Source organism: Endozoicomonas sp. SESOKO2 (assembly GCF_024606245.1).
Lineage (GTDB): Bacteria > Pseudomonadota > Gammaproteobacteria > Pseudomonadales > Endozoicomonadaceae > Endozoicomonas_A.
On the sequence record NZ_JAHHPQ010000497.1, the window covers coordinates 1 to 1,158 of the forward strand.

Genomic DNA, 1,158 nt, shown 5'->3' on the forward strand with positions numbered 1-1,158 from the left:
TTCAGCAGCGGTAAGACAATACCCTGCCTGACAACTTTCGATTTTGACGATGAATATGCACCGATTCGCTTGCAGGCACTGGTCGGGGACGACCTGACATTTAATCAGGCCAGCCGGATTGTGGAAGTCTTCAAAAGCCTGATGATGAGCTTCCCGCTCTCCTCCCCTGTCGTGCCTTTGGAAGATCAGCCTCAGAATATCATTAAACAAGTCCAGGCTCTGGCAGACGGGGCCAGGAATGAGATGAAAACCGGGGCTCAACAATACGACGATGAAATACGCGGTATGGGCAAAAGAGCCATTCACTTCGTCGAGCATGAATCAGGGGATCTGAAAGGCTTCTCGGAATATTTCTCTACCCATTCTGCTAATGGTAACAAGGTCTTGGCTCTGCTGCGTGAAGGTCTGATCAGCAAGACTGAACTTGAGAACTACATGAAAGCCGCCAGAGGTGTCGACGGTTATCAGACAGTGGACGAGTTTGAACATTTCCTTGACTACAAACACGGCGTCAATCTGCCTCACTTCAAGAAGGTTGTTCAAATGCTGTCCGACAAGGGTACTGAGGAATTCATGCAGAGCGCCTTTACTCCCGTGACCATCACCGCTACTGGCCCGGCGGGTATGAAGGCGTCTGTTGCCGGCATGAAAGAGTATGCCGCTGCGGTCATTGCCAACTATGTTCTTGACGATATTGCCTTTGAAAACGGCCGCAGAACGGCAGCGTTTCTGGCCAATGTTCAGGATACTCTGACACCTTATGCCAATGCAGCTGGACTATCTGAATCAGAACTGATCAAGGCTATCCATGGCACATTGATGCAGGCTCATGCCGCAGCGGTGGAGCAGCAGCTCAATGATTACTGGGTCAAACCTTCAGCCTTCCTGGCACAGGCTGTCACCTGGTACTTCTCCAGCTACAAACCGCTACTGGCGACCCATACTGTCTCGCAGACTGCCGCGTTGTCTCTCTCAAACATGTCGTTCCTCTATCTTCTGGATCTGACCAACCGAGGCGATTACACGCACAGAATGCTCACACCTTTCCAGCACTGGCTGGAACGCTATGGTGTTGATCGTGACCGATCCGGTCAATATGCCTTCCACACCGGCATTGAAAAAATCACTGAACTGGGCGGGCTGGCCATGCCATTGGGC

Annotated in this window: 1 protein-coding gene; it reads left to right on the forward strand. The window is 51.6% G+C overall.

Going from position 1 to position 1,158, the window contains the following annotated elements; genetic code table 11:
* On the forward strand, nt 1–1,158 hold a 1,158-nt coding region (locus tag KDK17_RS11385; RefSeq protein WP_257254395.1), incomplete at both ends, for a hypothetical protein.